This window comes from Enterovibrio sp. QJM3NY_24 (genome assembly GCF_057786035.1).
The window spans coordinates 1,497,406-1,523,368 of the sequence record NZ_CM173520.1 but is presented as its reverse complement, the minus strand read 5'-3'; the positions used below and the strand labels follow the sequence as shown (position 1 = coordinate 1,523,368).

At 49.0% G+C, this 25,963-nt stretch carries 21 protein-coding genes; 14 read left to right on the top strand and 7 right to left on the bottom strand.

What is annotated here, in order from left to right; genetic code table 11:
- Positions 1–101: 101 nt before the first annotated feature.
- The 5 genes from rbsK to rbsD all read right to left on the bottom strand — a co-directional run bounded on the left by rbsK (position 102) and on the right by rbsD (position 5,176).
- Positions 102–1,037, bottom strand: coding sequence for a ribokinase (gene rbsK, locus AC3CIC_RS22995; RefSeq protein WP_488516375.1), 936 nt, complete (start codon positions 1,035–1,037; stop codon positions 102–104).
- A 234-nt stretch (positions 1,038–1,271) separates the two neighbouring features.
- Positions 1,272–2,150, bottom strand: coding sequence for a ribose ABC transporter substrate-binding protein RbsB (gene rbsB / locus AC3CIC_RS22990; RefSeq protein ID WP_488516374.1), 879 nt, complete (start codon positions 2,148–2,150; stop codon positions 1,272–1,274).
- 100 nt (positions 2,151–2,250) lie between these two features.
- Entirely contained in the window at positions 2,251–3,231 is a 981-nt protein-coding gene (gene rbsC / locus AC3CIC_RS22985; RefSeq protein WP_016960456.1) for a ribose ABC transporter permease, read from the bottom strand.
- Complete coding sequence (rbsA, locus tag AC3CIC_RS22980; protein ID WP_488516373.1) at positions 3,228–4,733, bottom strand: ribose ABC transporter ATP-binding protein RbsA; 1,506 nt, start codon at positions 4,731–4,733, stop codon at positions 3,228–3,230. The genes rbsC and rbsA overlap by 4 nt, the downstream gene beginning before the upstream one ends.
- A 23-nt stretch (positions 4,734–4,756) precedes the next feature.
- On the bottom strand, positions 4,757–5,176 hold the full coding sequence (gene rbsD / locus AC3CIC_RS22975; protein ID WP_394209440.1) for a D-ribose pyranase: 420 nt from the start codon (positions 5,174–5,176) through the stop codon (positions 4,757–4,759).
- 390 nt (positions 5,177–5,566) lie between these two features.
- On the opposite strand from rbsD, the gene AC3CIC_RS22970 reads away from it, so the two are divergent.
- From AC3CIC_RS22970 to nhaC, 3 genes are all read left to right on the top strand, one after another.
- Positions 5,567–6,007: a hypothetical protein gene (locus AC3CIC_RS22970; RefSeq protein WP_016960453.1), complete on the top strand. Its 441-nt coding sequence runs from the start codon at positions 5,567–5,569 to the stop codon at positions 6,005–6,007.
- Positions 5,988–6,170, top strand: a complete 183-nt coding sequence (locus AC3CIC_RS22965) for a DUF4260 family protein (RefSeq protein WP_488516867.1) — start codon at positions 5,988–5,990, stop codon at positions 6,168–6,170. Before AC3CIC_RS22970 ends, AC3CIC_RS22965 begins: the two co-directional genes overlap by 20 nt.
- 415 nt (positions 6,171–6,585) lie before the next feature.
- Entirely contained in the window at positions 6,586–8,016 is a 1,431-nt protein-coding gene (gene nhaC, locus AC3CIC_RS22960; protein WP_488516372.1) for a Na+/H+ antiporter NhaC, read from the top strand.
- A 91-nt stretch (positions 8,017–8,107) separates the two neighbouring features.
- Here the strand turns inward: nhaC and AC3CIC_RS22955 are convergent, their stop codons facing one another.
- Both AC3CIC_RS22955 and AC3CIC_RS22950 read right to left on the bottom strand, forming a co-directional pair.
- Positions 8,108–10,618, bottom strand: a complete 2,511-nt coding sequence (locus AC3CIC_RS22955; protein ID WP_488516371.1) for a CoA transferase — start codon at positions 10,616–10,618, stop codon at positions 8,108–8,110.
- A gap of 156 nt (positions 10,619–10,774) precedes the next feature.
- Positions 10,775–11,704 (bottom strand): LysR family transcriptional regulator, encoded by a 930-nt coding sequence (locus tag AC3CIC_RS22950; protein WP_488516370.1) that lies wholly within the window; start codon positions 11,702–11,704, stop codon positions 10,775–10,777.
- 279 nt (positions 11,705–11,983) lie between these two features.
- Here AC3CIC_RS22950 and AC3CIC_RS22945 point away from each other — a divergent pair, with 279 nt between their 5' ends.
- From AC3CIC_RS22945 to AC3CIC_RS22895, 11 genes are all read left to right on the top strand, one after another.
- Complete coding sequence (locus AC3CIC_RS22945) at positions 11,984–13,555, top strand: BCCT family transporter (protein WP_488516369.1); 1,572 nt, start codon at positions 11,984–11,986, stop codon at positions 13,553–13,555.
- The gene (locus AC3CIC_RS22940; RefSeq protein WP_488516368.1) at positions 13,552–14,712 is read left to right on the top strand and encodes an iron-containing alcohol dehydrogenase; all 1,161 of its coding nucleotides are present in this window, start codon (positions 13,552–13,554) and stop codon (positions 14,710–14,712) included. Before AC3CIC_RS22945 ends, AC3CIC_RS22940 begins: the two co-directional genes overlap by 4 nt.
- A 17-nt stretch (positions 14,713–14,729) precedes the next feature.
- Positions 14,730–16,223 carry a CoA-acylating methylmalonate-semialdehyde dehydrogenase gene (locus AC3CIC_RS22935; RefSeq protein ID WP_488516367.1) on the top strand — a complete coding sequence of 498 codons (1,494 nt, stop codon included), beginning with the start codon at positions 14,730–14,732 and terminating at the stop codon, positions 16,221–16,223.
- A gap of 384 nt (positions 16,224–16,607) precedes the next feature.
- The gene (locus tag AC3CIC_RS22930; RefSeq protein ID WP_488516366.1) at positions 16,608–17,624 is read left to right on the top strand and encodes a TRAP transporter substrate-binding protein; all 1,017 of its coding nucleotides are present in this window, start codon (positions 16,608–16,610) and stop codon (positions 17,622–17,624) included.
- 78 nt (positions 17,625–17,702) lie between these two features.
- Positions 17,703–18,263, top strand: coding sequence for a TRAP transporter small permease subunit (locus AC3CIC_RS22925; RefSeq protein ID WP_488516365.1), 561 nt, complete (start codon positions 17,703–17,705; stop codon positions 18,261–18,263).
- Positions 18,256–19,572 carry a TRAP transporter large permease gene (locus AC3CIC_RS22920; protein WP_016960443.1) on the top strand — a complete coding sequence of 439 codons (1,317 nt, stop codon included), beginning with the start codon at positions 18,256–18,258 and terminating at the stop codon, positions 19,570–19,572. The genes AC3CIC_RS22925 and AC3CIC_RS22920 overlap by 8 nt, the downstream gene beginning before the upstream one ends.
- A 75-nt stretch (positions 19,573–19,647) precedes the next feature.
- Positions 19,648–20,157, top strand: a complete 510-nt coding sequence (locus tag AC3CIC_RS22915; protein WP_488516364.1) for a gluconokinase — start codon at positions 19,648–19,650, stop codon at positions 20,155–20,157.
- Positions 20,144–21,637, top strand: coding sequence for an NADP-dependent phosphogluconate dehydrogenase (gene gndA / locus AC3CIC_RS22910; RefSeq protein WP_488516363.1), 1,494 nt, complete (start codon positions 20,144–20,146; stop codon positions 21,635–21,637). Before AC3CIC_RS22915 ends, gndA begins: the two co-directional genes overlap by 14 nt.
- A 175-nt stretch (positions 21,638–21,812) precedes the next feature.
- Positions 21,813–22,814, top strand: a complete 1,002-nt coding sequence (gene gntR / locus AC3CIC_RS22905; protein ID WP_016960441.1) for a gluconate operon transcriptional repressor GntR — start codon at positions 21,813–21,815, stop codon at positions 22,812–22,814.
- A 155-nt stretch (positions 22,815–22,969) separates the two neighbouring features.
- Entirely contained in the window at positions 22,970–24,607 is a 1,638-nt protein-coding gene (locus AC3CIC_RS22900) for an amino acid adenylation domain-containing protein (protein ID WP_488516362.1), read from the top strand.
- 3 nt (positions 24,608–24,610) lie between these two features.
- Complete coding sequence (locus AC3CIC_RS22895) at positions 24,611–25,954, top strand: hypothetical protein (protein ID WP_488516361.1); 1,344 nt, start codon at positions 24,611–24,613, stop codon at positions 25,952–25,954.
- Positions 25,955–25,963 lie beyond the last annotated feature (9 nt).

The window sequence follows — 25,963 nt, the reverse complement described above, 5'->3', positions numbered from 1 at the left end:
GCGATCTCCCTGTACATGCGAGTGGCCTATCGCTGTGAGCTATCCATCACATTCAATTCATCGTGAACGGTTTATGGCGAATAGCGAGTGACGGATGGCAGTTACGCTTGGTTTGCCAGAAACGCGTCAACTTCTTCACGAGTCGGTATGGAGGTTTGTGCGCCAAAGCGCGTGACAGAAATGGCTGCCGCTGCATGCGCAAACTTAATCGCTGATTCTAAAGGCATAGACTCCATTAGACCAGTCACGAATGCACCATTAAAAGTATCACCTGCCGCAGTAGTATCTGTCGCTTCTACGCGAAACCCTGGAATAATTTTGCCCATGTTTGGCTGGTTGGCGGTTTGATGACTGACATAAACGCCCTTCGCACCCAAAGTGATCATGACGGTTTCAATCCCTTTGTCATGCAACTTATCAGCAGCATTTTTGGCGCTAGTTTCATTGTCTACTTTGATCCCTGTCAGCACTTCGGCTTCTGTTTCATTGGGCGTAATAATATCCACGCACGCCAGCAAACTTTCAGGCAACTCACGCGCAGGGGCTGGGTTCAAAATCACCTTGGTGTGATGTTCTTTGGCCACCAGCGCCGCACGCTCAATGCCATCGAGGGGCGTTTCTAACTGCATTAACAAGTAAACCGCCTGACGAATACGCGCCAAATCCGGTTCAATGGCGTCGGCGGTGAGTTTGGCGTTGGCTTCAGCGGAGATACAAATGCTGTTTTCACCGCTGTCAGACACTTGAATCATCGCAATGCCCGTTGGGCAATCCGCCTGCATTTTCACGCCCGCGATATTGATACCATCACATTTAAAGCTCTCACGAATATTCACCCCAAACGGGTCGTCGCCCACGCACGCAATAAAACCAATGTCAGCCTTCAAGCGCGCGGCGGCCACAGCTTGATTCGCGCCTTTACCACCAGGAATGACTTGATAACCACGGCCGTGAAGCGTTTCGCCAGGGCGCGGAAAAGAAGGGACTTGAAGCACATGATCGGCATTAACACTACCCAAAACCACTAACTTGTTCATTGCACTATCCTCGGCTTATCTAAAAGCCTTATTGTTGTATTTAGCAGGAAAACGGAAGGATTTAATGTTTGCATTCCCAAACCCCAAATCGTTCGGCTTTCTCATTCTTTGCCTGTGTAACGTCGCAGCTTGATGCTCTATTCTGCATGAAATAGGAATCTTCTCTTCTCAATTGGCGGTAAGCCAAGGGTTATAAATTGAAAAGAGAAGACCCGCTAGTGATTAGTTCAATAATTACTGAGTAATGACTTTCAAAGGCACAGGAATTGATTTCTCAACCGCTTCACCTTTCAGCATTTTGTCTGCCATTTCGACGCCAATAGCACCAATGAGGTCAGGCTGTTGAGCAACGGTAGCACCTAGCTTGCCACGTTTCACGGCCGCGATACCATCATCTGTACCATCAAATCCGATGATCAGAATGTCTTTGCCTGATGCCTGAACAGCGCGTAACGCACCCAGTGCCATTTCATCGTTCTGCGCAAACACTGCTTGCACATCAGGATTGGCAGCCAACATGTTTTCCATCACGTTCAAGCCCTTAGTGCGGTCGAAATCCGCAGGTTGGCTTGCTAACAATTCCATTTGGCTGGCTTTAACCGCATTGGCAAAACCTTCGCCACGCTCGCGCGCCGCGGATGTGCCCGCAATGCCTTCTAGCTGAATCACTTTGGCGTTCTCGCCGACTTTTTCGACGATATAGCGCCCCGCCATTTCGCCGCCCAGAACGTTGTCAGACGCAATGTGGCTGACCACTTCTCCGCGGGCTGCGCCGCGATCCAAGGTAAAGACAGGAATGCCACTGCGATTCGCAATACGAATGGCGTTCGACACCGCCGTCGAATCTGTTGGGTTAATCAAAATAGCTTTCACACCGCGCACAGTGAGATCTTCCACATTGGAAAGCTCTTTGCTTGGGTCATTTTGCGAGTCCAACACAATCAGGTCGTAACCCAACTCTTGTGCTTTGGCTTCAGCGCCGTCTTTCATCGTGACGAAAAATGGGTTGTTCAACGTGGATAATACAATTGCCATGGTGTCTTGCGCGTGCGCAGTGATAGAAGCGGTTGAAGACAGCAAAGCCGCGGAGATAAGTAGCGATAATTTTTTCATTTTACGTTCCTTTTTAGTTTCTTTTCTCGTTCTAATTAGCGCCTGAGAGGTAGGGTTCAGGCGCTTGTTCTACACGTTCGTTAATTGAAAAATTGAGGTGTTACTTATTTTTGTTATCAACCATGACCGCCGCCAATATCACTACGGCTTTGGCAATCATTTGGAAGTAGGAAGAAACGTCTAACAGGTTCAGGGCGTTATTGAGGAAGCCAATGATTAGCGCGCCAATCAAGGTACCCATGATGCGGCCTTTACCGCCCATCAAACTGGTGCCGCCAAGAACAACCGCAGCAATGGCATCTAGCTCATAGCCCATACCCGCAGTCGGTTGCGCAGAAGACAGACGCGAGGTGACGATAATGCCCGCTAGCGCTGCCAGAAAACCACAAATCGCATAGGCACCAATTTTGACTTTATCCACATCAATACCTGATAGGCGTGTGGCGGATTCATTGCCGCCCAACGCATAGATATAGCGGCCGAAGCGAGTATGGTTAAGCAAATACCAAACCGCGGCAAACACCACGACCATGATCCAAACAGGGACAGGAATACCCAAGGCGTAGCCCGTACCAAACCATGCAAATGCATCGGCAGTGTCGGTAAAGCCAGTAGAAATTGGACGACCTTCGGTGTACACCATGGTCACCCCGCGCAACAGCGTCATGGTGACCAAGGTCGCGATGAAGGCTTGCACCTTGCCTTTGGCAATGATGATGCCACTGATGGCACCTAACACGGCGCCAGCAAACAACGCCGTTGGCACCGCCACCAGCACAGGCACTTCCATGGCTATCAAACTGGCGGCAAACGCGCCACAAAGCGCGAGCACTGAGCCAACACTCAAATCAATGCCGGCCGTAAGGATCACTAGCGTCATCCCCACCGCAATAATGGCGTTAATCGAGGTCTGGCGCAGAATGTTGAGCACATTATCGACAGTGAAGAAATTGGGGTTTAAAAACGACACCACGGTAATCAGGAGCAGCAGCGCAATCAGGGATTTTTGTTCAATCAACCACGCTTTGCTAAACAGTTTTTTGTTATCAGAATCGGATTGGGTTACGGCGTTGCTACTCATGCTGCATCCTTCTTAACGTGTTTACCTACCGCGCAAGCGAGTAGTGTTTCTTGGTCCGCCTGTTTGGCGTCAAATTCACCGGTAATACGGCCTTCATGCATCACCATGATGCGGTCGCTCATGCCGAGTACTTCTGGCATGTCTGACGACACCAAAATGATGCTGGTACCTTCGCTTTTGAACCGATTAATCAATTGATAGATTTCTTTCTTGGCGCCCACATCCACACCGCGTGTGGGCTCGTCGAGAATAAGCACGCGAGGTTTGGTCATCAGGCCTTTGGCTATTGCCACTTTTTGCTGATTACCGCCGGAAAGATTGCCGATGAGTTGATCTCGGCTTGGGGTTTTAATATTGAAAAGTTGAATGAAGTCATCGACCGCAATCACTTCGTCGCTGTGATTGATTTGCATGCCTTTGCTCAGCTGATCGAGCGAGCAAATCGACATATTTTCTTTCACGGAGAGGCCGAGAATAAGCCCATCGCCTTTACGGTCTTCTGAGATATACGCAATGCCGTTGACGAGTCCGTCACGCGGGCTGATTGGGTTAACCAGCTTGCCATTGAGCTTGATGTCACCACTGTGCAAAGGTAACGCACCGTAAATCACTTTCATTAGTTCAGTACGACCCGCCCCCATCAAACCCGACACGCCCAAAATTTCGCCGCGTTTAAGGGTGAAACTCACCTCTTTCACACCTGGACCAGATACGCCCATCACCTCTAGGCAAGTATCACCGTGGGTGACAGCAATGCGCGGGTATTGCTCTTCCAGCTTGCGCCCCACCATCATTTCGATCAGGCCGTCTTCGTCGGTGTCAGCCACTTTGCATTCGCCGATGAATTTGCCGTCGCGCAGCACCGTCATGTCATCACAAATGGTGAAGATTTCTTTGAGACGGTGTGAGATATAAACGATGCCGCAGCCTTGATCGCGAAGCTCGTTAATCACGGTAAACAGGGATTCAGTTTCCGTATCAGTCAGTGCATCTGTTGGTTCATCCATGATGATGACTTTGGACTGGAACGACAGCGCTTTGGCGATTTCAACCATTTGCTGCTCGCCCAGGCTTAAAGCGCCGAGCAAGGTTTTCGAGCTATGTTTCACGTTCAAACGCGCGAGCAACTTATCCGCTGCTGCGAACATTTCATTCCACAAAACGCGACCCAGTGAACTTGTGAATTCACGACCAAGAAAAATGTTTTCAGCGATGGTCAGTTCAGGAATCAAGTTCAGTTCTTGGTGAATAATGCTGATACCGGCTTGCTGCGAATCACGAGGGCCTTTGAACGCAGCCGGTTTGCCTTCGTAATGAATGGTGCCACCATCGAGGGCATAAATACCCGTCAGCACCTTCATCAGCGTCGATTTTCCTGCGCCATTTTCGCCCATCAGCGCCATGACACGTCCGGGGTACACATTCAGGCTCGCCTTATCCAGCGCTTTCACGCCGGGAAAGGCTTTTTCAATTTCGTTGAGCTGCAATATTGCTTGAGTCATGGTTTATCCTCATTTCGCTCGGATCAGAACACAACGCCAGCTTGGAAAATGACGTTGGCATATGGCGTACATTCACCGGTGCGAATCACCGCATGGCTGCTGTGGGTGCGCTGTTTAAATGCCTCATGTGAAAGGTATTGAATGGCAATGCTTTTACCGCAACGCCCTTCTTCTTGTTTGATTTCGGCGAGCAGCGCGTCGTGGCATTCAGGGCTTACTGAGGCAAACTCTTCCGCAATGATCACGCCTTCAATTTGGGATTCAGTCAGCACCACGCGCACCGTTTCCAGAAAACCGGGAACACCATGGGTCAACGCCAAATCGATACGAGGCACATGCTGGGGAATGGGCAAACCCGCATCACAAATGGTGTATTCGTCGGTGTGCCCCAAGGTGGAGACTAAATGCGCAATGTCTGAATTAAGCAGGGTACTTTTTTTCATTCTTTTACCTTGTCATCGCGATGATTCGCGCAGAGTGAGGGTTTTCTACCTATCGATGGAGGCGTATCCACACCACCATCGAAACGTTTCGATGACAGTAATCGAAACGTTTCGATGGGTCTTTATCTGAAATGAAGAGCTGTGATTTTGATCGTCATACAGGTCGATCATTGGCAGGAAAATTTGAGCTATTTCACTTTAAGGGGTTATATCCAAGCCACCGCAAGAGACTTGTTCAACGAGAATGGGTTTGGGTATACATGAAAACAAGACCAAACCCATGTTGTGGCACAAATACACTGTATTAAGAGGCGGCAGAGCGTCTTCAATGATAGGCTTCTATACCCAAGCAACCTCTTTTATCATATAGCCGCAGGCGTTTTTACTTACATGCACGATCATAATGAATACCCAACTATCTCAGGCATTTATCCTCTCACCAACGAATGGACCATCACACTACCGTCCACTTTTCAGAGCAAAATTGAAGATGAAGACTTGGTGATCTGGAAATCAGGGCTAACTATTTGGTGTTCTGTTTGGGACATTGACCCTGTAGAAACTCAACAAGATGCAATAACTTGGGTGGTAGAGGAACAAGCCGAAAAGGCGTTCGACGTGCATCAAACGGAGAAAGACGGTCTGATTTTTTATCGTTATCGTTTGTTTGAAGAAACCAACGACTATAGCGTGGCCTCTGTGTATTGCTTCGTGTTCTCGCACTCAAGCTACATACAACTTGGTATCTATGTCGACGATGAAGCCGACTACGCACAAGCCATCGAGATCTGCGAGAGCATGACGTTTATCAATATGGCGGTTCTCCACTAAACACCAAGATCTTCGTCAATGTCACGTCCTCTGTGCCAGCCCAATTTGGTTTGCTTACATCGGTTTTGATCGCACGCTTGGCGACGGTTTGAAAGACAGCGATGCCTTCTCTTCCTGCCATCTTGGGCATATTTGCAAGCCAACTAAGCACTCTGAATTATAACGCTATCTCTCGCTTTCAACAGAAATGCACATCCTACATTGCCTCAATGTAGGAAAACCTCTGCACGTCTCGCTTCTACAACACCCCCTTTGTGCCACATGAGACATAGTGTGAAGTGACTTAGTCAAAAAGCACTGAGGGTTTTCCCTCTAACAATAATAAGCATGTGTTGTTTTCTTTGGAGCATTCAAATTTGCTGCCAAAGAGGGTTTCCAATGACGGATACGATCTCCCGCCAAAAACGAGAAAAGTGGTGCCCGACTGAAATCAGTCCAAGGTACGGCTCGTCTACACCCGTGCATCATCTAAGAAACCGCTTTCTCTCTGCGTGGATCTTCTTTTGCTTAGAATCCATTTTTCACGCGACGAGTTCTCGGTTCTTTCAGATCAAAAAAACAAAATAACTGGAGGTAACATGAAGACGGATATTCCTGAAGGCGCGAGAGCGCCGCACTTATGGGAAGCCATTATCTCGCTAATGTCACTCGTTCTCGGTATTAGTGTGTCGATTGTCATGTACGGGCTTGACCCACAAATCCCAATGTTATTGGGCGTGATAGTGGCCTGTGTCATCGCGCTGCGTTGCGGATTCACGTGGAAAGACATTCAAGCAGGCATGGTGAACGGGATTTATAATGCCTTACCCGCGATGATTATTCTGATGATCGTCGGCTCGCTCATTGGTGTTTGGATACTCGCGGGTGTCGTGCCCACACTGATTTACTACGGCCTTAAAATCCTTGCTCCTGAAGTTTTCCTCCCTGCGTGCGTCCTCATCTGTGCCGTGACTTCTTTGGCGACAGGGACAAGCTGGGGCACAACAGGGACAATCGGTGTGGCACTGATGGGCGTTGGCGGCGGGCTAGATTTCCCTCTGCCTATCGTTGCAGGTGCGGTGCTGTCTGGTGCTTACTTCGGTGACAAAATGTCACCATTGTCTGATACCACTAACCTTGCGCCAGCCATGGCGGGGACTGACTTGTTTACCCACATCAAGCACATGTCCTACACCACAGGGGTGACGATAACGATAACCTTGATTATTGAAACGGTACTCGGCCTGCAATACAGCGCCAGTGGCGGTAATATTGAGCGCATCAACACCATTTTGACGACCTTAGACAATTCTTTCTTTATCAACCCTGTGTTATTCCTTCCTCTTCTGATTGTCCTTGTCGTCTCGTATAAAAAAATGCCCGCCATTCCCGGTATTGCACTCGGTGTGATCGCAGGTGCCATTTGTGCGGCAAGTTTACAAGGTGCGGATTACAACGCGATCGCCAGTGTCGCCTTTGGTGGCTATAGCGCTGAAACTGGCGTATCTGATGTGGATTCTCTGCTCTCTCGCGGTGGTATGGATTCAATGATGTACACCATTAGCCTGATCATTGTCGCCATGATGTTTGGTGGTGTGATGGAACGAACCAACCAGCTTCGCGTTATCGCTGACAAAATTCTTGCCGCCGCTAAGTCCACAGGTTCACTGATTGTGTCGACGGTACTGACGGCAATCGGCGCAAACCTTATTCTTTGTGACCAATACATGGCGATTGTCATGACAGCACGTAGTTATGCAGAGGCATATCGAGAACGTGGTCTGGCACCAGAAAACCTTTCACGCGCCGTGGAAGATTCCGCAACCGTAACGGCCAACCTTGTACCGTGGAACTCTGGTGGTGCTTATCAGGCTGCGACGTTGGGCGTTGCAACACTGGCTTACTTGCCGTTTAATTTCTTTTGTGTGCTCTCGCCATTTGTCACCATACTGTTTGGTGTCATGGGCTGGACTATCTGGAAAACGGATGACAATGAACCACGTGAATCGAGTGTTGAACGTGATTTGTAGTTCGAATAAGCGCTTGGTTTTGAGCTTGATTTAGACACACAAAAATGGCGCTCCTTGAGCGCCATTTCTATTGCATCTTGAGAACAACACATTAATTCGGCAAGAAGACCTTCGACCATCCATCACTGACGATGCCATCATCAACAAGCTTTTGAATCGCCCCAGCATCTAGTTCTAACTCTTCAAGCACCTTGCGGCTTGATGCGCCAAATCGTTCTGTCTGCTTTAACGCAATAACTTCTGCCTCGTTCGGGCGTATTGAATAATGGTCAACAATCGTGGTTTCTAGCCCGCTTGGGTGCTGGTCATAAATCGAAAATGCATAACTGCCCAAGTGGCTCCCCACTCGATCATCATTTTTCCTGCTGTATTGCTCTCGTAGCCATTCGATACGTTTGATTTCTGCCGCGGCAATATCAAGTTCACAAAAGGTATTGATCCAATAGTCACTCGATTGCTTAGCTAACGCATTGGTAAAGTTGGCTTTTCGTTGCGCGTCATCGAGCGACGATACCCCTTGAAAATGCTTGAGAAGCTCAAAGGTTGGCAGGTCGTTTTCACTCGCATCAAGGTACAGCCAACCATCACTGGTTTGGTAGATGTGCGACAAACTGCCGTAACCCAGCGCTTCCCGACCTGATGGTTCATTGAATGACGATCGACCAGCATAGTCATAACAGTATTTAATCTGAGCTAGATTCGTGGTGGAAGAGAGCGATGTTCGTGCTCTCAATGCTTGCCCCGTTCTTTCACGATGATACAAAGCGACTGCAATGCTTAATCCCCCTGCGAAACCACAGTTCACATCCAAAGTGCCTAGGTGCGCATGTTCCTCTGGGGTTTGCTCACCACCGAAGCGACTCATGATGCCACTGTTTGCCTGAATGATATCGTCATAGCCGATGTAATCGGTTTTCTCACCGCGTTGAGGGCCGCCCAAACAATCTAAGCGACAAAAAATGACATCGGGGTTAATTGCCTTCAGTCGCTCGTCACTCAAGCCCAAAGCTTCCACTTGTCGTGATGGGGCATTGATCACCACCACGTCGCTGTTTTTGACCAATTTTTCAAAGACCTCTTTGCCTTGGTCAGTCAACATATCCATTAGCAGGCTGTCTTTTCCGATGTTGGACAATACGCTGAAAAGCACACCAATCAAGGGGTCATAAAGCGGCGTTGTTGGGTCGAGCTTGGTAACTTTCGCGCCAAAGCGCCCTAGAAATGCGGTGGAGTGAGGGCCTGCGATCACATTCGTGAGGTCCAGAATACGCACACCGCTGAGCCATTGTTTGTCTGTACCTTCCAGAGATGGAGCCTGTGGAGGGGCGAAATTGGAAGATTCTGCACGTTGAGAAAACACGTCCACCGCCTCGGCAAAATCGCCCTTACGACTCGGGGACACGTCGCACATTTGATCGGCCATTTCCTCAAACCAAACCAAAGGCCCTGGCTGCTTCATTTGGCCATAGGTTTCGTCTTCAACCGTCACGATTAAACCGGCTTCATTACAATGCTGACTGTTTACCCATTCTTGTGTGGTGCGATGCGGAGCACCAGGAATGCCATTTTCGCCAAAGAGCTTCCCCCACTCTTCTGAGGTTTTAGTGATAAATACCCGCTTCATTTTTTCAGAAATTTTCGCCGCCCAATTAGCCGGCAAAGGATAAACACCGATGGATGTTTCTCCCTCCCATTCCGCCATTGGCTGATACAAATCAGTCACATCAGGCAGGCCTTCTTCAACCAGTTCATCGTAAAGTCCCACAAGTTGTAAGCAGCGCTTGGCATGGTTACGGTGTGATGGGCAGACGACATAAAAAAAGCGGCCATCTTTGCATTCATAGGTGCGATAGAAAGGGTCGAGGAATTCTTGTAATTCCTCATAGGTAACATCCATGTCTAACCCATTCTCTCGACGATGCGCGATTTCATGCTCACGCATGGTGAGGTATCGATCGGGCAGACCATCCATCACAATGGAGTTATAAGAGAGTCCCTCCATCAACGCTGCCGCAATAGGCACTTCAACGTGATCACCTCGCCCATGTTTCTCGCGAGCATACAGGGCTAATGACACGCCACTTGCCGCGAGTGTGGTGGCGTAAGCGGAGCCAAGTGCTAACGGAGAAAAACTTGGGTTGCAACCCATCAGTACGCGATTGAAACCCATGTCCGTGAATACGCCGGATGTTGCTGAAATAACCGCTTCGGTCGCTTTCCACTCTCTTCTCAACGTATCGTTAGAAGCGAAGCCAGGGACAGACAAAGTAATGAGCCTTGGGTCAGCCACACGAAGTGTGTCCAAATCTATACCCAACTGGGACAGTTTTCCCGGCCTAAAGTTTTCAATAATGACATCAGCAGAAGCGCAAAGAGACAGTGCTTGCTCTCTTCCTTCGCTTGTCTTTAAATCCAACGCAATACACAGTTTATTTCTATTTAAAACCGCATTTGCAGGATCATTCCACAAGGGCCCACCCGGTGGATCAATGTGAACAACGTTTGCACCCAAATCGGCAAGAATCATTGCAACTGCTGGCCCAGCAATATACTGCCCAAAGTCGATAACGTTAATTCCGGCAAGCGGCAGTGTATTCCTCATTTATTTTCGCTCCTACCATAGGGATATTTATCTGAAATGAGAAACCCTCCTTTTCAAAGGGAGGAGGTTTCATTACTTCCGATGATAGTTTGCGATTTAATTGAAGACTATTAATAAAAATTAGGTCTTAGTGTATAAAAAATTAATGACCTTATTTTATTGACTATATAATTCTCGATATGAATTATTCGACACGTCACGTCCCACTTCCGTTAGGATCCAATCGATAAATAACTGCGCATGTGAATGCAAAATCGTTGAATTAGAATTCACTAAATAGAAAGCTTCTCGCGTTGCAATCTCTGTCTCAAATAAGCGAACAAGCTTTCCTTCATTGATATAGCGCTTCACTAAACTACTTCGACCAAGGGCAATGCCCCCATGATTTACCGACACTTCTAGCGCATTGACCAGTGTATCGAATTGGCTACCATGCACAAACTCTGCATAAGGCAAACCCATGCTGGTGAACCAATGCCCCCAGCCATCTTCATAGCCAATAACATGTAGCAGTTTTTCGTTTAGTAGTGCTGTCGGCGCGAAACCAGAAGGCAGCGTTTCTGCGTATTGCTTGCTACACACGGGGTACAACGTATCCCATGTTAATCGTCGTGCATTGAGGTGTGGCCAACGCCCGTTGCCATGCGTGATCTCCAAGTCACAATCGCTCGAACCGCTACGGTTGTTCACCCATATATTACTGGTAATCTTAAGATTTACTTCAGGGTGACTATCCGTAAACCCCTGTAGCCTTGGCGCCAGCCAATGAATGAAGAACACCATATTGACACGTACATTAAGCAGTTTGGTTCGCCCTTGACCAAAGAGTTCTTCGGTCACTTCGGACAGTTTCTCAATCGACTCATGAACCACAGGCATATAAGCAGAGCCCGCATCCGTCAGCTCTAACCCTCGGGGTAGACGCACAAAAAGCGCGGTGCCCAATTGGCTTTCTAATCCTTTGATATGTTGGCTCATGGCAGCCTGCGTAATATGAAGCTCTTGTGATGCATGGGTAAAGCTTAAGTGTCTTGCTGCCGCTTCAAAGGAACGAAGCCAATTCAATGGTGGAAGTCTCTTTTTCATATTTACGTCCTTGCTTATATATTCTCAATGTAACCCATCAAAACAGAATGTGACGTAATAAATTCGAAACACGAATAACACGTATAAATTTTCTTATGCCATAGGCTTCGTTTTTTTTGATTGCTCAAAAATCGATAAACATGGAGTTTAATGAGATAGGAAAATTAACACTTACAGCACTAAACATTTTTCAAGTTCCAGCGAAAAAAAGCCATAAAGACAGAATGTGATGACCATCACTAAAAACCATAATAAAAGATATTGGAAAGGAGTATCGCAATGCAACAAGAAATAAACCCAGATAAACGCACAGGAATTTTTGCTGGCGTTAATCCTGTCATGGCAATTGGTTCATCCCTACTTATTATATTGTTTGTTCTTTACACCGTATTAGCACCAGAGCATGCCAGTGGCGTTTATTCGGCTTCGAAAAGTTACATTGCAACAAATTTAGCGTGGTACTACATCGGCTTGATGAGCACATTTTTATTTATCTCTATTTATCTTGTATTTAGCCGATACGGAAACATTCGGTTAGGAAAAGATGACGAGAAACCTGAATTTGGCTTCTTCTCATGGTTTTCAATGCTGTTTGGCGCAGGTATCGGTATCGGTATTCTTTTTTGGAGTATCGCTGAACCTATGTACCATCTCCAAAGTAACCCATTTATCTCTCCTGAAAATGCCATGTCGATTGAGGCTGCGCAGGTAGCGATGCGTATTAGCATCTTCCATTGGGGCCTTCATGGTTGGGGTTTATTCGCGCTTTGTGGTCTGTCCCTCGCATACTTTTCTTATCGTAAAGGTCTCCCACTTTCTATCCGCTCCGGCTTGTACCCTTTGCTCGGTGATCGCATTTATGGCCCGATCGGCCACGCCGCTGACCTCCTTGCCGTATTCGGTACTGTATTTGGCATTGCGACCTCTTTAGGTCTCGGCGCTCAGCAAATGAACGCTGGCTTGAACTACCTATTCGGTATTGAAATTAATACCGTCACACAAGTTGTCATTATTATTGTCATTTCCATGGTCGCGACGTTTTCGGTGATCACGGGAGTTAACAAAGGCATCAGGATCCTCAGTGAGCTCAACATGCAGTTGACTGTCGTCATGCTCGCTTTTTTCATTATTCTGGGCCCGACGGCTTACGTGATTGGTTCATTTTTCACCAACCTGGGTGACTACTTACTGAACTTCACTTCGCTCGGATTGTGGGTTGATCCTGACCCAACGCACACTTGGCAGGGGTCTTGGACCATCTTCTACTGGGGATGGTGGATTGCATGGGCACCGTTTTGCGGCGTTTTCATTGCTCGCATCTCACGTGGCCGTACCATCCGTGAATTTGTGCTTGGCGTGCTGATTGCGCCGACGCTACTCGCCACTTTTTGGATCACCATTTTTGGCAATACCGCCATGTACATCGAGCTATTTGGCGGCGGAGGTGTAGTAGAAGCGGTCAACGACGACCTCACACTTGCCTTGTTTACAACCATAGAACTGATGGACGTAGGCCCCATTCTCACCACCCTTGGTGCCACCATTTGTACCATTATGCTCGTGACCTACTTCGTCACCTCTGCTGATTCCGCAACACTTGTCATCTGCACCCTTATTTCAATGGGTAGCGAACATCCACCTACTCGATACCGTATTTTTTGGGGTACGTCGATTGGCTTTGTGGCCGCCGTTCTCTTGCTCGCAGGTGGATTGGGTGCGCTGCAAACGGCCTCTATTGTCGCCGCCTTACCCTTTTCGTTCGTGATCATTGCAACGGCTATTGGCCTTTATCGAGCACTACGTAGAGAACCTCTTCCCGGAAAACCTGACGCATTAGGAGCAGCAGAATGAGTGTATCAGTCACCTTACCCAGAATGATGGAAATTGGGGGCGGCGCTATCGCACGCGTTCCCGACATGGTTAGAAACTTGAATGCCAGCCGTGTGCTGTTGATTACCGATAAAACCATGGTTCAATTTGGCTATGCCGACAACGTTCAAGCACTGCTGACTCAAGCAGATATTGAATCGCGTGTTTATGCAGACACCATCCCCGAGCCAACCGCAAGTTCAGTGAATGAAGCGGTGCAAATAGCCAAAGATGGCGGCTTTGATTGCCTTGTTGCACTGGGTGGCGGAAGTGCCATTGACAGCGCAAAAGCCATCAGCATTCTTGCCCGATTTGGCGGAGTGATGCGTGACTACAAAGTGCCTCGCATCGTGAATGAAGAAGGGTTGCCCATCATTGCCATCCCCACCACGGCGGGCACTGGGTCAGAGGTCACCAAGTTTACGGTGATCACGGATGACGCTACCGATGAAAAAATGCTGTGCGTAGGTTTAGGGTTCTCCCCTACTGCTGCCATTGTGGATTATGAACTCACCATGACCTTGCCTGCGCGAATTACTGCAGACACAGGGATTGATGCGCTCACTCACGCCATCGAAGCTTATGTTAGCCGCAAAGCGAGCCCGTTTAGTGACTTTAATGCACTCGAAGCAATGCGTTTGATCGCGCCAAATCTGCGCAAGGTTTATCACACAGGCAGTGACACAAACGCCCGTGAATCCATGATGCGTGGTGCAACGTTAGCAGGCATTGCGTTCTCCAACGCCTCTGTCGCCTTGGTACACGGAATGAGCCGCCCGATCGGCGCTTTCTTCCATGTGCCCCATGGCCTTTCTAACGCCATGCTTTTGCCCAGTATCACGGCGTTTTCCATCGAAGCCGCGCCTGAGCGCTATGCGAAATGTGCGATTGCAATGGGTCTTGCCACCGAAAGCGACCCCATAGAGGTGGCCAACACGAGACTTGTTGAAGAACTGATGGCGATTAATCAGGAACTCAACGTACCGACATTGGCGGAGTTTGGCGTATCGCAAGACGAGTTTGAATCTGTGTTGGAGACCATGATTGAACAGGCGCTCGCGTCTGGTTCGCCATCAAACAACCCAAGAATACCCACCCCTGATGAAATGAAATCGTTATATCGACATCTTTGGTCTTAAAAAGAAGGAGCCCCTCAATGGAAAAAATTGGACATTTGATCAACGGTGAATTGCGCGAAGACTGCACAGACACACAGTGGGTCTACAACCCAGCCACAGGTGAAGCGATCAGAGAATTGCTGTTGGCGCCAGATGCACTCACCAATGAAGCTGTCGAGATCGCCAAAGCCGCTTTTCCCGCGTGGCGCGATCAGCCCGCAATTAAACGTGCACGTATCATGTTCCGTTACAAGCAGTTGCTTGAAGAAAACAAAGATGAAATCTGCAAACTCATCGGCGAAGAACATGGGAAAATTGCGCATGACGCCATGGGCGAGTTGCAACGCGGCATCGAAAATGTGGAATACGCTTGCTCCGCCACTGAATTGCTCAAAGGCGAGTTCAGCAAAAATGTAGGCCCAGCGATTGATTCTTGGTCGGAACATCAGCCACTTGGCGTTGTAGCGGGAATTACACCGTTTAACTTCCCTGCCATGGTTCCGCTTTGGATGTTCCCAATGGCACTGGTGTGTGGGAATTGCTTCATTCTCAAGCCCTCCGAAAAAGACCCAAGCACCTCATTGTTCATCGCTAAACTGCTCAAAGAAGCGGGACTTCCTGATGGCGTGATGCAGGTCATTCAAGGTGGTAAATCAGTGGTTGATGGCTTACTCACCAACGATGGCATTGAAGCGGTTAGCTTTGTCGGCAGCACACCAATAGCAAAATACATTTATGAAAAAGCCAGCCAGAATGGTAAGCGCTGTCAGGCACTGGGTGGCGCGAAAAACCACGCCATTGTGATGCCAGACTGCGACCTCGAAAACGCGGCGAATCAATTGGTTGGCGCGGCTTACGGATCATGCGGCGAGCGCTGCATGGCATTGTCAGTTGCGGTCGCAGTTGGCGACGAAACGGCAGACAATTTGGCTGCCTTGCTCACGCCTAAACTCGCCAAGCTTCGCGTTGGCGCGTTTTACGATAATGACAATGACTTTGGGCCTTTGATCAGCCGTGAGCACAAGCAAAAAGTAGAAGGATATATTTCTTCTGCGGAAAACGACGGCGCAACCATTGTTGTCGACGGCAGAAACCCATTTATTGAAGGCTACGCAAGTGGTTATTTTGTCGGCCCAACACTCATTGATAACGTCCTACCGACCATGACGAGCTATCAAGAAGAAATCTTTGGCCCTGTTCTGCAAATTGTCCGCGTGGACACCATGCAAGAAGCCATGGCGTTAATTGATAGTCATATCTACGGCAATGGCACCTGCATTTTCACCCGTGACGGTGAGGCGGCGCGGTATTTCTCGGACAACATCAAGGTCGGTATGGTCGGCATCAATGTGCCTCTGCCCGTACCTGTTGCTTACCACAGCTTTGGCGGATGGAAACAATCCTTATTTGGGGACTTGCACGCCTATGGACCTGATGCCGTGAAGTTTTACACACGCAGAAAAACCATTACGCAGCGTTGGCCATCAGCGAACGTTCGAGAAGGCGCGGTGTTCTCAATGCCAACCCTTTGATCGTTTCAACCGCCGTTTAGCCCGATAGCCATCAGGAAAGGTCACGTCCCTCGTCCGTATGGCAAGAAGTGTAGCGATTGAGACGTTTAAAAAAGCAACGCCCTAGGTCTCGATGACCTAGGGCGTTTTTCTTTGTGCTGTAAACACAACACTTGTGCGTGTGACACCATCATGGCGAATAAAACCGCAGGCAATTGAGAACACTGACTTCGTAAATGATTTGTTAATGAATAGATAAATTTGAGATCTAGATCTCGGAACGTATTTACGTTACCGGTAACACTATTGCAACGTTACCGGTAACATTAATAACAAGCCGGACAAAAAACGATCAGTGGAAACGCTGCTATTTGTCAACGTGGAACCCATAAGGATACCTCTGAAATGAAAGTGCTATCTAAAGCTTTGTTAGCTGCCACCCTCACCGGACTATTTTCAGCATCAGCGTTAGCCGCTGATTTTACATTAAAAATTCAATCATCTGACCCATCAGGTGACCTCAACTATAAGCTTCAGCAAGAGTGGGCTGAAAGAGTCGAACTTATGTCTAACGGCAGAATAGACATAGATCTTCTGCCTGTCGGCTCTATTGTTAAGCATACTGAAACATTAAGCTCTATCAAGCTGGGGATCATCGACGGTCACGTGACAGCGACAGGTTACTTCTCCGGCAAAGATCCTGCGTTTGGTTTGATTGGCAACATGGTAGGAGCATGGTCAGACACCACGCAACTGCTGCAGTACATGAACTACGGCGGCGGTAATGAACTGATGACCGAGCTTTACGCCCCTTATGGCGTGAAATTCATTGGCGCATCCACCACGGGCGTGGAATCCTTCATCTCTAAAAAGCCACTTAATGGCATTGACGATTTGAAAGGCCTTAAGCTGCGTGCACCGGAAGGCTTAGTTCAACAAGTCTTCGCAGCAGCAGGCGCAACGCCGGTTAACTTACCAGGCTCTGAAGTCTTCACTGGCCTTAGCAAGGGTGTCATAGACGCCGCGGACTACACCGTATTTTCCACTAACCAAAAAGCGGGCATGAACGATATTGCTACCCACCCTGTGCAACCGGGCTTCCATTCACTGCCACTTATCGACATTTCAATCTCTCAGAAGAAATGGGATGCCATGCCTGCTGATCTGCAAGAGATCTTGACTACCTCGGTCAGAGACTTCTCTTACGACATCACCACGCAGCTAAAAATAGCTGACCAAGCGGCAGTCACCGAAGCGCAGAACAACCCAAACATCACCATTCACGATTGGTCTGGCGACGAGCGTAAGAAATTCCGCGAAATCGCGAAGACCCAATGGAAAGTGTTTGCTGAACGCTCGCCAAATGCTCAGAAAGTTTATGACTCGGTCACACTGTTCCTGACATCTAACGGTTTGCTGTAACCCCCCTTCGTTTGGATTCCCCTCCAACCATTGGATTTCAAGAGGGCTCACGCCCTCTTTATTCAGGACAAGATTGTTATGGATAATAAACTGACCAAGGCTGAAGCCAGCCACCATGAAGACGAGCCGCGCAATTTTTTAGACAGCGCCATTATTCGTGTCGGCGACGCGCTCAGCTTGCTGTTTATCGTCACCGCGTTGATCTCGTTTTACGAAGTCGTCATGCGCTACGCCTTTAACGCGCCCACGACTTGGGTGCATGAAACGGCCTCGTTTATTGGTGGGTCTTTGTTCATCATCGGTGGCATTTATGCTTTTGCGACCAACAAGCACGTTCGCGTCGTGCTGATCTACGACGCCGTATCACCTCGAAAACGCCAATACCTCAACATCGTCCACCACATCATTGGGCTCGCTTTCGCTGGCATGCTGACCTATTCCGCCTACCTCACTGCGAACGAATCTTGGTTTGCACCGTGGGGAGACCTTCGCCTTGAGACATCAGGTTCGGTGCTAAACGCCCCTTACCCTGCGCTGCTCAAAGGGCTTATTTTCGTCGTACTGTGCATTTTGGTGATTCAGTTTACGCTGCACCTCATTCAAGAAATCACCCGTTTTAGGAAGTCGAAAGATGTTTGATTTATCGGCAATCGGCCTCGGTTGGGGCAGTATTCTTATGCTGGCAATGATGGTCGCTCTGCTGCTCACTGGCATGCAACTGGCCTTCGTGACTGGCTTTGTCGCCTTGTTTTTCACCTTAGGTTGGTTTGGCCCTGATGCGCTGCCTTTGATTGCTAGCCGCACCTACAGTTTTGTTTCAGGTTATGTGTTTCTCGCTGTCCCCATGTTTGTCTTGATGGCTTCAATCTTAGACCGATCAGGGATTGCCAAAGATTTGTTCAATGCCATGCGGATCATTGGTCGTCGTGTTCGCGGCGGCGTGGCGGTTCAAACTCTGCTTGTTGCCGTGATTCTGGCTTCGATGAGCGGTGTCATTGGCGGCGAAACCGTCCTACTCGGCATTCTCGCGCTGCCTCAAATGCTGCGATTAGGCTATAACCGCAAGCTCGCCATTGGTACAACCTGCGCGGGCGGTGCACTCGGCACCATGCTGCCCCCCAGTATCGTACTCATCATTTATGGCATGACCGCGAGTGTCTCCATCGGTGATTTGTTCAAAGCATCGTTCTTGCCTGCCCTGTTGCTGGCAAGTTTCTACATCGCTTATGTGTTGATCCGCTGTTATTTAGACCCGTCACTTGCGCCCGATACCATTCCGTCTGACGCGGAAGAAGAGGAGGAAATCAGCTACATGAAGGCGCTGTTTTTCCCGCTACTCTCTGTTGCGGTAGTGCTGGGCAGTATCTATTCCGGTATCGCGTCGGTCACAGAAGCCTCGGCACTCGGCGTTATCGGCATCATGGCGAGTGCGGCAATTCGTGGTGAACTCAACTACAGCATGCTCAAAGACAGCGCCGTCGCAACCATGCGTACGTGCGGCATGATCATTTGGATAGGCATCGGAGCCAGTGCCTTAGTCGGCATTTACAATCTGATGGGCGGCATCGATTTTGTTGGTGATGTCATCTTCTCCCTCAGTGGCGGCGGTGCGCTTTCCACGCTTCTGATCATGATGCTGATTTTGCTGGTACTGGGCATGTTCCTCGATTGGGTTGGTGTTGCTTTGCTCACGATGCCGATCTTCGTGCCCATGATCACCGAGCTGGGTTATGACCCGATTTGGTTTGGCGTGGTGTTCTGTCTAAACATGCAGGTTTCTTTCCTGTCACCCCCCTTCGGCCCTGCGGCGTTTTACCTTAAATCCGTTGCGCCAAAAGACATCAGCCTAGGCGAAATCTTCAGTTCACTGCTGCCGTTTATCGCGCTTCAGATCCTTGTGCTGGGCTTAACCATCGCCTTTCCGCAACTCGCTATGTGGTGGAAATGATGCCGTCTCTAACCGGTCACTCAGTGGCTTTTTTATGCCTTCCGCATTGATAAAGGCAAGAGGATAACGATTCCAATGAAACCTAAAAAAATCCTACTCATGGGCGTTTCAGGCTCAGGGAAAAGCCTCATTGGCAGCCTGATTGCACAAAAACTGGCTATTCCCTTTTATGATGGTGATGATTTTCACCCTGAGGAAAACGTCAAAAAAATGCGTCAGGGTATTCCGCTAAGTGATGCCGACAGACACGGTTGGCTAACCACATTGAACCAATTATTCATCGACAATGATGAGCTGGTTGTTGCTTGCTCTGCACTGAAAAAAACCTATCGCGACACTTTGCGCCTCAACAACGATGACATGACAATTGTGTACCTCAGTGGAGATTTCGACACCATTTGGTCTCGCCATCAAAAGCGTACCGATCATTACTTCAACGGCGAAGAAATGCTGCGCAGCCAATTTGAAACCTTGGTTGAACCCACGGCAGATGAGGCCGTTTTTATTGACGTTTCACATCAATCGGAAGACGTAGTAGATCAAGTGATCCTCACACTAGGAGGCGCTAGCAATGAGTCAGTCTGATATTGCCATGATTGGCCTTGGCGTGATGGGAAAAAGCCTCGCGTTAAACCTGCTCGATCATGAATTTTCTGTGTCAGGCTATGACATACAAGCTACCCACCGAGCCCACACACAGGAAGAAGCGATAGCGCTAGGCAAAGGCCTTTATGTTAACGCCGGAAATCTTGACCAATTGCTCGCCAGCTTGAAATCACCGCGCATTTTGGTGCTTTCCGTTCCCGCAGGTGCTCCTGTCGATAGCGCGATCGATTCACTGATTGAAGCGGGTTTAGAAGCCCGCGATATTGTGATCGACACTGGCAACAGTTTATGGACAGATTCCGAAGCGCGTGAGCGCAAATATCACGGGAAACTGCGCTTTTTCAGCACCGCAGTTTCCGGTGGTGAAGCCGGTGCACGACATGGCCCTGCGCTCATGGCCAGCGGCGATCTCAGTGCATGGTCATCCATTCGCCCGATGTGGGAGGCCATTGCCGCCAAAGTCGATACCAACGGTCTACCGCTACCATCGTTTGAAGACGGCGAACCTTGTGCTGCTTATTTAGGCCCTGCGGGTGCTGGGCACTACGTGAAAATGGTGCACAACGGCATTGAATATGCCGACATGCAGCTTATTTGCGAAGCCTATCAGATGATGAGCGATGTTCTGGGTATGTCACCCAACGAAGTGGGAGAAGTATTTGAACAATGGAATCACGGCGAACTCAACAGTTACTTGATGGAAGTCAGTGCGGACATACTAAAAACCACTGACCCAGAAACAGGTCAGCCATTCGTCTCGATCGTGCTTGATAAAGCCGGCCAAAAAGGCACAGGCCTTTGGACGGCGGTGAACAGCTTGCAAGAAGGCTCCCCCGCCCCAACCATTGCACAAGCGGTGTTCGCCCGTGCGCAAAGTGCGCAAAAATCACTGCGCATAAAAGCCAGTACTCTGATTGATATGCCAACCGACGGTGGCATGAACCCAAACAATATATACGATAAAGAAGCCATATTAACCGCACTGAGAGACGCTCTCTACTGCGCAAAGATCTCTGTTTATGCGCAAGGCTTTGCCTTGATGAAAGAGAAATCAGACAAAGAGAACTGGCAATTGGATATGGCTCAGATTGCCAAAACATGGCGCGCGGGCTGTATTATCCGCGCGGCGATCCTTCATCAAATTACCCTCGCCTTTGACGCCGAACCGACCATTGCGCACCTGTTATTTGCCAAGCCTTTTATCAAGGTACTTAGCGAGAAGAGTCTGGGTTGGCGTAAAACCGTGGCACAAGCCGCTATGTCTGGTGTGCCAGCACCAGGGATCAGCGCGTCGCTGCATTACGTGGATACTTTGCGCACCGCGACACTGCCTGCCAATTTATTGCAGGCCCAGCGTGACTACTTTGGTGCTCATACCTATGCGCGTGTTGATTGTGATGAATCCCGACGATTCCATTTTTCATGGCATGATGTGCCAAGAGGAGAAGTTGAGTTCTAGCAACCGGTGCTCACACGGCGGCACAGTGTTATTGCCCTAAGTACCTCATATTCTTAAACAACCTAAAGATGCTTGGGTATAAACGAGCCACTCACAACAAAATGGTGAGCGGAATAGCACGAAGGTGTAACATCAACGACCACGAGATGTGAAAGGATGCGATTAGAATTTCATTATGGCGAGTAAGAAAAAAAGACCGACACTTCAAGATATCGCCGACCAAGTTGGCGTAACAAAAATGACAGTGAGCCGCTGTCTTCGCGACCCGTCACAGGTATCAGAAGCGCTGAAAGACAAGATTGAAACGGCGGTCGAAGCGCTTGGCTACATTCCTAATCGTGCCCCTGATATTCTTTCCAATGCAAAAAGTAACGCCATTGGTGTGCTCGTGCCTTCTTTGACTAATCAGGTTTTTGCTGAAGTCATTCGCGGCATCGAATCGGTGACCGCGCCCGCTGGCTATCAAACCATGATTGCTCACTACGGTTACAGCGCTGAACTCGAAGAGCAAAGTATTGCTTCACTGCTTTCTTACAACGTTGACGCCATCATTCTTTCGCAAACCACGCACACAGACAAATCGAGGAAGATGCTCGAAACCGCCTCTATTCCTGTGGTCGAAATCATGGACTCCATTTCTCCCTGCATTGAACAAGCCGTCGGATTTGATAACGGTGCAGCAGCCAAAGCCATGACACAGGCCATGCTGGACAAAGGATGCAAGCAAATTGCCTATTTCGCCGCACGCATGGATCAGCGTACGCAACTGAAAATGGCGGGTTATCTCGACGCCATGAATGCCAGCGGATTAGTGCCCATTACCTTGCAAACAGAGGAAGCCTCTTCGTTTACCTTAGGGTCAACCTTGCTCAAGGAGTTGGTCGCAAACCACCCTGATGTCGATGGCATATTTTGTACCAACGATGATTTAGCGATCGGCGCGCTCTTTGAGTGCCAACGCCGTGATATTCGTATTCCCGAAGACATTGCCATCGCAGGCTTTCACGGCTTGGATATCAGCCGAGCAATGCTGCCTAGACTGGCGACGGTCGTCACGCCAAGGGAAGATGTAGGACGCGTCGCTGCCGAGCAATTGCTCAATCGCCTAAAAGGCAACGAAGATTGGAAACCGTCTATCGACCTTGGTTACCAAATAGAGATCGGTGAAAGCCTCTGATCTATCGTCATGAATCCTTTATGAATCAGACTTCTATCCATTACTAACACTTTGCGAACCCTCCGCGATAATTTTGTGAGATTTGTTCGCTACATTCTCCCTATCACTCCTGATTGCTTCGCGCAATTTGGAGCACTGATGTCAGGGAGATCAAGATGACAGTTTCACTTAATTCGGCGTTGTTTCCGCCATCACCAAAATCATTGCTAACGGGCAATGACAACATCTTCAATATTTCACCACTGGCAAGTCTCGATGCCTTCGAGCTTCGAAAATTCATTGAGTTTGGTCGTGGCCCTCGAGAAAAGCCCTCGTTCAATACACTAAATAAAGCTTTCGAATATCACGCCGAGAATACACCCCATGCCATTGCCGCTATGCATGGCAATCGCTCTATTTCTTATCAAACCCTTAATCACAGCGCTGAACAGCTCGCAACATTTCTCCAGCAACGTGGGGTTAGACCTGGCGACTCCGTCGGCCTTTTCCTTACACGGTCAATACCTATGCTGATTGGTTTGATGGCATGCCTAAAAATTGGCGCCAATTATGTGCCCCAGCACGCTGGCGTCGCTCCACACCCTCAGCTCGAACATATCGTTGACACTGCACGCATTAAGATTGTACTGACACTTTCGCAACACCTAAAAGACCTCCCTACACTCAACGGCTGTGCGGTAATTGAGTTGGATAATCTATTAAAATCAGAAGAGTTTTGCTCTTTAGACATAACAGGTAAGCGCCCAACAAAGCCTCAGAACACCTGCTTTATTCTGTTTACCTCAGGCACGACTGGAAGACCCAACGGTGTGCAAGTTACGCATCAAAATGTCTGCAATATTGTGATGACTACACCGGGTAATCTTGGTGTCAAACCGGGCACACGCGTGGCGCAGATATTGAGTATTGCGTTTGATATGTCAGCGTGGGAAGTGTTTGTAGCACTGTGTCATGGCGGAACTTTGCTAATTCGGGACAAAATCATTGAGCACACCGCCATGAATGCCGACGTGATTGTCGCCACGCCATCGGTACTGAGTCAGATTGACCCTGAAAAGTGTCGTGATGTTAGTGTTGTTGCCGTTGCAGGTGAGCCCTGTCCTAAACCACTGGCAGATACTTGGGGCGCATTCTGCGATTTCTATAACTGTTGCGGGCCGACAGAAACCACCATCATCAATACCGCCAAACTTTACCGTCCTGGCGACTCACTGACCATTGGCAAACCTACCCCAAACAACACCGTGTATGTGCTAGATGAAAAGCTCGAACCCTGCGCAATCGGCGAAGTGGGTGAAATGTGGGCGGGCGGTGTTTGCGTAACGAAAGGGTATCTCGCTAACGCTGAACTCAGTCAATCACGATATCGCGCGGATCCTTTTTTAGGCGATGGACATGTGATGTTCAGAACACGAGACCTTGGCAGATGGACGCCAGATGGTGAACTTGAACACTATGGCCGTACCGACGATCAAGTGAAAGTAAAAGGCTTTCGCGTGGAGCTTGATGCTGTCTCAGCCATGATTGAGCAACTGCCTAGTTGTCGCTTGGCCGTCACCCTAAAAGCAGACACTGACCACCTCGTTTCCTTCGTTGTTCCTGCCAATGTTGACGAACAAGAAGCGATAAACCACGTTGCTGAAAACCTTCCCTATTATTGCGTGCCTATGCGTGTCATGACCCTCGATGCGTTGCCATTAACGCCACGTGGGAAAGTGGATAAACGCGAACTAAAGGCGCTTTATGACCAGTTTCACAACAACGTTAAGTCCCACAAGAAAGGAGAGGAATAACCCATGATGGCTCCTTACTCTCATTCCCATTCTGAGTTACCTGCCAAGCAGGGTTTACTGCAACGCATGTGGAAATATCCCGCACTGGAACATTACGTTCGCTTAATCATCTTGGTGTCTGTGATCAATCTAGGTTGGCTGATCTATGGTGTCACGCAGGGACAATGGTTTGTTACAAGCCAGATTGATCTCTCAAGCCTCAGCAACATGGTGATCAGTAACTTCTTCGTTGCAATACTGATTCGACAACAGTACATCATCAATTTACTGTTCTGGCTTGCGACACGCGCCCCCGTCACTTGGCCGCTTTCTGTTCGTTGGCATCTAGGCAAGATCTATCATCACGGCGGTCTTCATAGTGGCTGTGCGGTAAACGGTTCGTTATGGTTTGCGCTTTTCACTGGTGCGCTGATTTATCAACGCAATCAAGCCCCTTCATCCGTCTCATCCACCAGCCTGTATAGCACAATGGCGATTGTTGGCTTATTGGTGGTGATCATCGCGATGGCCATGCCCAATATTCGGAAGAAGTTTCACAATGCCTTCGAGCGGACACACCGTTTTGCCGGGTGGTCAATCCTCATCTTGTTTTGGGTGCAGGCATTCGCGGTTGCGGCGGACAGCAAACCCGAGTTAACGCCATTGGCTCGCATGCTGCAAACACCATCTATGTGGCTCATCAGCATCATGACATTCAGCATACTGTTACCGTGGTTGCGCCTCCGTAAAGTGCCCGTTTCTATCACGACGCCCTCACGCCATGTCGCGCTGCTGACGTTCAATTACGGCGTCACCCCGTTTGCGGGCTCTTCAATGGCAATAAGCCGCTCTCCACTTTCTGAATGGCACCACTTTGCCAATGTACCTTCGCCAACTGAACCCGGTTATCGCTTGACCGTATCCCGCGCTGGTGACTGGACGGGGAAACTGATTGACGACAAACCGAGTCACCTATGGGTGAAAGGCATCCCGACCGCGGGTGTCGCAAACATCGAAGTACTGTTCAAACGCGTGGTGTATATCGCGACGGGCAGCGGTATTGGCCCTTGTATACCACATTTGTTAGCACAAAAATTGCCGATTCAGCTGGTGTGGTCAACGCGTGACCCTCGCAAAACCTATGGTGATGAATTGGTCGACGAAATTCTTGCCGCACAACCCGATGCGCTGATCTGGGATACCGATAAGCAAGGTAAGCCTGACATGGTGCAATTGGCTTATGCTGCCTACGAAGCGTTTGATGCAGAAGCAGTTATTTGCATTTCTAATCAAAAACTTACACGTCAAGTTGTGTTCGGTTTAGAAAGCCGTGGCATACCTGCTTTTGGCGCCATCTGGGACAGTTAAGGACATGAA